The organism is Alkalibacterium sp. m-11, assembly GCF_054658155.1.
The window spans coordinates 1-5,512 of sequence record NZ_BAAGIR010000128.1 but is presented as its reverse complement, the minus strand read 5'-3'; the positions used below and the strand labels follow the sequence as shown (position 1 = coordinate 5,512).

Sequence of the window (5,512 nt, the reverse complement as noted above, 5' to 3'; positions counted from 1 at the left end):
GGGACTGCCTTTTGAGCCTACCCATATCCGATTCCTCTATCTGTATGAAGTCTGTGCAGACAAGAATGGAGTTCGTAGGAAGCCCCCACTTCAAAATCCAAAGGATTTAAGTGGTGGGTAGTTCACAACGGATCAAGGCATCTGATAATAAGCTGCAGCTGGCATCAGAAACCATTGAAATCGTGCCGTCAGAAGATTAAACTAAATAGTAATCACGCGCCTGGATCGGTCGATGTGTTCGGGCGTTTTTTCGTACATAAATGAGCAGATGAAGGAAGTGATCCCTATGGGACAAGAACTGATCAAAAATACGGCATGGCCAAATACCGTTCAATCTTTGGCTGAGGATATGTCAAATTTAGGATTGAAGAAAGATGCCATGGTCCTTGTTCATACGTCATTATCAAAAGTCGGCTGGGTAAATGGGGGAGCCCAGGCTTTCGTTGATGCGCTGATGACGGTGATCGACGAAAGAGAAGGGACAGTGGTCATGCCGTCTCAGACTGGTGACTGGAGCGAGCCGTCAAAATGGCAGTATCCGCCAGTCCCTGAAAGCTGGTGGGACACCATTCGCGAAACGATGCCGGCCTTTGATCCCGAAAAGACACCTTGCCCGTATATGGGTGTAGTGGCCAATCTGTTCCGAACCTATCCGAATGTAAGAAGAAGCAGTCATCCGGCAGTCTCTTTTACGGCCTGGGGAAAGAAAGCTGATCAGCTGACGTCAGGTCACTCTCTGAACTTTGGACTGGGTGAAGGCTCGCCGCTCAAAAAACTTTATGACGAGAATGCCCTGATTCTGGCAGTCGGAACGGATTATGACACCTCAACGGCCATGCACTTAGGCGAATACCGTGCACCGAATCCGACACTCAAACCTGAAGGGACAGCCATCCTGGAAAAAGGTATCAGAGTCTGGCGGACATATGACGACATCGAATTGGATGAATATCAGTTTAGTGCCATTGGAAACGAGCTCGAGAAAAATGGTCTAGTTACAATCGGAAAAATAGGCAAAGCAGAAGCCAGACTTTACCGGGTCAGAGATGCGGTCGATCAGTCGACCAGACACTTTACGGCACTTAGAAAATAGACATAAACTTCTTAAGCAAAAGGGGAGAACCGAATGAGCACGTATTTTAAATTGGTTGGACTAGAGGATCTGGATACCCTTCAGGCTATCAGTATCGAGACCTTTACAGATACGTTCGAAAAAGACAACACAGAAGAAAACATGACAGATTACCTGTCCAAAGCCTGTACAAAAGAGAAGCTGAGTCAGGAGCTCGCCACAGAAGGGTCACGATTTTACTTTCTATATGCAGACGATGAACTGGCCGGTTATCTGAAACTGAATGCAGGAGAAGCGAGAACGGAAGACATCGATCCTGATGGACTGGAAATCGAACGGATCTATATCCGTACTGGATTCAAGCGCAGAGGGTTGGGGACGAGTCTTTTAAACAAGGCAGTCGAGACAGCTGAAGAACAGGGCTGCACGAGCATCTGGCTGGGTGTCTGGGAACATAACGAGCCTGCGAAAGCATTCTATAAAGCCAAAGGATTCAAGAAAGTAGGGAGTCACTCCTTTTTCATGGGGAACGACGAGCAGACGGACTGGATTATGCTTAAAAGCCTCAGTTAGACAAGGGGGGGCAGAAAACAGATGAAAGCAGTTAAAAATGTATTGTATTCTGTTCGTCAAATTGGTATAGTCATTGTGGTACAACAAAATTAAATACGGAAGATCCTGGGAGTCTCGAATTGGAGGCTGAGAGTGATGTATATCAGACCAGTAACCTGATCAGCGTAATGGCTGCGTAGGAAGTATCTTATATATTATGGCTCTTTCCTATGGTTTTTTTTCGTTAGGAGGAGTTTTTTTCATGCAGAAAAACTATGTCAACTACGGAAATTGTTCAGTCGGAAAGCCTGGTTCCACTTTGGAAATTACAGGCGCACGTTTCAATTTATCGCCGATGAGTGACGATTTCAAATCGATCATTTTAGGTGCGATCAAGCAGGTCGATCTATCGAAAGTCTGGGCACAGACCGACCATATTTCAACAGTTTACCGTGGGAAAGAAGAAGCGGTATTCGATGCACTGAAGGCTGCCTTTTTGTATGCCTACAAGGAAGGGGTTCATATGACTCTCGAATCGACTATTTCAAAAGGGTGTCCCGGAGATACGGACAGTGACTACACACTGGAACTTGACGATCCAAGAGTCAATCAGGCCGAAACAGAAGCAATCGATTTTCCGGTAATCGGGAAGTTTGCCCTTTACCCAATGGGCTCTGACAACTATATGGCAACTATTGCCAAGGTCGTCAACGAAGGGATCGATAGAGGTGTGGTGACAGGTTCTGGTCATTACGGAACGAATCTGGGTGGCAGCGCACAGGATGTCTTCGACTATCTGGAATATGTGTCGCACACAGTCGGCAGTGAAGTCAGTCACTACATCAGTCAATTCACCTTGCACTGTAACGTACCGGAGGGAGAAATCTAATGAACAGAAAACCATTAAGTCTTCGCGACTATTTGTTGATGTCTTTGATTGCCGTCGTTTTTGGGATTGTCTTTTTAATGGCTGTATATGCGGGAACTGCTTTGACTGCTGTACTGACACCGATGGGACTCGGCATACTCGGCTATGAACCCTTTTATGGTATCTGGTACTCGGCAGCCCTTGTCACGACCTACATGATTAGAAAGCCGGTAGTCGGTGTTGTCACTGAAGTGGCCACTGCACTCGTGCAAATCCTTTTAGGCAATATGTTCGGAGCAATCGTACTGATCTCTGCTTTTATTCAGGGCATGGGTGTCGAGCTGGCCTTCTTCGCTACTCGCTATGAAAAATACACTTACAAAGTATCGATGCTGGCTGCCGTAATCACCACACTATTGTCCTTTGTCTGGACAGGGTACAGAGCCAACTATCTGGCTATGAACTGGGGTATCGTCCTGTCGATTTTCGTCATTCGTCTGTCGAGCGCCTTGTTTTTCACCGGTTTCGTGGCAAAATGGTTGTGTGACAAGCTTAATGAAGCCGGTGTACTGAATCATAACCTGAAAGAAAGTGACGCCGTTGAATGAACCCGTTCTATCCATAAAGAATCTGACATTTGAAATAGACGGAAAACAGCTGATTGACCAAGTCAGTCTTGATATTCAACCGGGTGAGACCGTCCTTCTCTGCGGGAGAAGCGGCAGCGGGAAAAGCACCCTGGCTAACTTGATAAATGGGTATTATCCCGAATACGGCGGAAAGCAGGCTGTTGACCGACTTGCCATAAAAGGAGAGGACATAAGCAGACTGTCGGTAGTCGAGCGTTCAGATAAAGTACAGACAATCTTCCAGAATGCCCGGCTGTCTTTTTCCATGCGGACGCTGAGAGAGGAAATGGTCTTTTGTCTGGAAAACAAACGCAAAGCTGTAAGCGAGATAAATCAGGTGATTGAGCAGAAGGCCGCACTATTCGGTCTGAGAAATCTGCTGGACCGCTCCTTTGATGATTTGTCCGGCGGGGAACTGCAAAAAGCCGCCTTTATCTGTGCCTCGCTGACTGACGTGCCGCTCTTCATTATGGACGAACCTTTTGCCAACATGGACGATGAAACGGTTGAGACTTACATGAGCTACATCAATGAGCTGACTGCCAGTGGTAAAGCGGTTCTCATAATCGATCATCATGTCAAAAGATGGGCTGATGTAGACCGCTGGCTTCTGATGGATGCTAAGCAGCAGCTGACCGATTTGTCCGAACTGGCAGATCAAGAGTCACGAATCAGACGCTTGATGGCTGAAGGCATCTGGCTTGATGAGCTTGAATTGAATAGAAAGCCGGTTCAGTCGGACGAATCTGTTTTGGAACTGGACAATGTATCAGTTTTCTATGAAGAAACCGTGCGCCGTTCTTTTTTCAAAAAAGAAACCAGAATTCACACCTTGATAGAAGAAGCCAGCTTTGAACTCAAAAAAGGCTCTCTCACTGCTTTAATCGGGCCCAGCGGAGTCGGCAAGTCGTCTTTATTCAAGGCGATTTTAAAAGCGGCCCCTTACAAAGGTGACATTCGACTCAACCAGGATGATACAAAGAAATTAAAACCTAAAGACCTTTACGCTCAAGTGGGGCTGGTGTTCCAGGATCCCTCTCTGCAGTTTGTCAAAACAACGCTCTTAGATGAGATGGCGGTTAGTTTGCGAGCCTGGGAGACAGTTGAGGAAAGCCAGGTTGAACCGGAAGCGAGAGCGATTTTGTCTAAACACGGCTTCGAGCAGAAAGAAAAGCAGTCACCATGGGTCATTAGTCAGGGTCAGCAGCGCCGCTTGGCTGTTATCTGCATGACCGTCGGCAAGCAGCAATTGCTCCTCGTTGATGAACCGACTTACGGGCAGGATGCCGCCAATGCCAAACTGATTATGGATAAACTCAGTGAACTGTGTCAGGCGGGGATGACCTGTTTGTTTACCAGTCACGACCGTCATCTGGTTGACGCTTATGCTGATCAGATAGTTGAAATTAGAGAGAAAAGGGTGTGGAAGCAAAGATGATCGATTCTATCAATCCGACCGCCAAGACGGTTGGAATTCTGCTAGGCAGTATCGCTTTAGGCCTCACCTTTGACTGGCGAGTAAACCTTACAGTTTCCTTTGTAGGGATGCTTTTTTTGGCTACTTCCAGACGCACTGAGCCTGCCCGCCTGATGAAAGTAGTCCTGCCGCTTGCGGTGGTTTCGATGAGCTACTTCTTCACCGGCTGGCTGTTCAGTTCCGAAGGCGTTCAATTTGCTTCCGGTGCTTCTGATTTAGCCTTGCCGACTGGACGGGATCTGGTGAATGGTCTGAATCTGAGTTCGCGCATTTTTGCCTTTGCCATGCTTGGTATTAGTTACGGGATGACTACCGATTCCGGTGAACTGATTGCCAGTCTAATTCAGCAGGCTAAGATGCCAATGAAAATGGGCTATGCCATTTTGACTGCAGTGAACCTGACCTCACTGATCAAGACCGAACACGAACAGTCCAGACTGGCACTTCAGGTCAGAAACATTCCCGTCAAGCCTCTGGACAGCAAGCCACTTTTTACGATGATGATTCGAATGGTGCACTGGTCAGAACGCTTGTCTCTGGCCATGGAATCTAAAGGGTTCAGCGAAGAACGCGTGATGCAGCTGAAGATGACAGTCAATCCCATTGATATTGTATTTGCGGCGGGACTACCTGTAGCCATAGCTGTACTGGGATTTGTAGTTTTTTAATAATACATGCCAATTCAATAGAAGAGATGTTCATGAGTGATAAAATAGTCATTCGTGGACATCTTTTTCTAAGGTCTTCTGTATGAGGTGAAAAAGAGATAAGTTGTGAACGATAAATCTTTTAACGTAATTCCGAAAGAAGTCTCCCACTTCTAAACGTATGGGTACGAAGCACCAGTGAAAGTGGGAGATGAATTTCGGTCAAGCGATAGCTTGAAGTTATTTCTCAAGACCTTTTCTTATTAG

At 46.7% G+C, this 5,512-nt stretch carries 6 protein-coding genes and 1 riboswitch; all 6 genes read left to right on the top strand.

Annotated elements, in window-relative coordinates; genetic code table 11:
* The first annotated feature begins 286 nt into the window (after nucleotides 1-286).
* On the top strand, nucleotides 287-1,093 hold the full coding sequence (locus ACYQ2O_RS10225; RefSeq protein ID WP_459796556.1) for an AAC(3) family N-acetyltransferase: 807 nt from the start codon (nucleotides 287-289) through the stop codon (nucleotides 1,091-1,093).
* A 33-nt stretch (nucleotides 1,094-1,126) separates the two neighbouring features.
* Nucleotides 1,127-1,645, top strand: a complete 519-nt coding sequence (locus ACYQ2O_RS10220; RefSeq protein WP_346025217.1) for a GNAT family N-acetyltransferase — start codon at nucleotides 1,127-1,129, stop codon at nucleotides 1,643-1,645.
* A 95-nt stretch (nucleotides 1,646-1,740) separates the two neighbouring features.
* A riboswitch (TPP riboswitch) is annotated at nucleotides 1,741-1,845 on the top strand.
* A gap of 41 nt (nucleotides 1,846-1,886) precedes the next feature.
* Nucleotides 1,887-2,513, top strand: coding sequence for a YkoF family thiamine/hydroxymethylpyrimidine-binding protein (locus ACYQ2O_RS10215; protein WP_346025218.1), 627 nt, complete (start codon nucleotides 1,887-1,889; stop codon nucleotides 2,511-2,513).
* Nucleotides 2,513-3,100 (top strand): ECF transporter S component, encoded by a 588-nt coding sequence (locus ACYQ2O_RS10210; RefSeq protein WP_346025219.1) that lies wholly within the window; start codon nucleotides 2,513-2,515, stop codon nucleotides 3,098-3,100. Before ACYQ2O_RS10215 ends, ACYQ2O_RS10210 begins: the two co-directional genes overlap by 1 nt.
* Nucleotides 3,093-4,559, top strand: coding sequence for an ABC transporter ATP-binding protein (locus ACYQ2O_RS10205; protein ID WP_346025220.1), 1,467 nt, complete (start codon nucleotides 3,093-3,095; stop codon nucleotides 4,557-4,559). The genes ACYQ2O_RS10210 and ACYQ2O_RS10205 overlap by 8 nt, the downstream gene beginning before the upstream one ends.
* Nucleotides 4,544-5,266 (top strand): energy-coupling factor transporter transmembrane component T family protein, encoded by a 723-nt coding sequence (locus ACYQ2O_RS10200; RefSeq protein ID WP_346025221.1) that lies wholly within the window; start codon nucleotides 4,544-4,546, stop codon nucleotides 5,264-5,266. Before ACYQ2O_RS10205 ends, ACYQ2O_RS10200 begins: the two co-directional genes overlap by 16 nt.
* Nucleotides 5,267-5,512 lie beyond the last annotated feature (246 nt).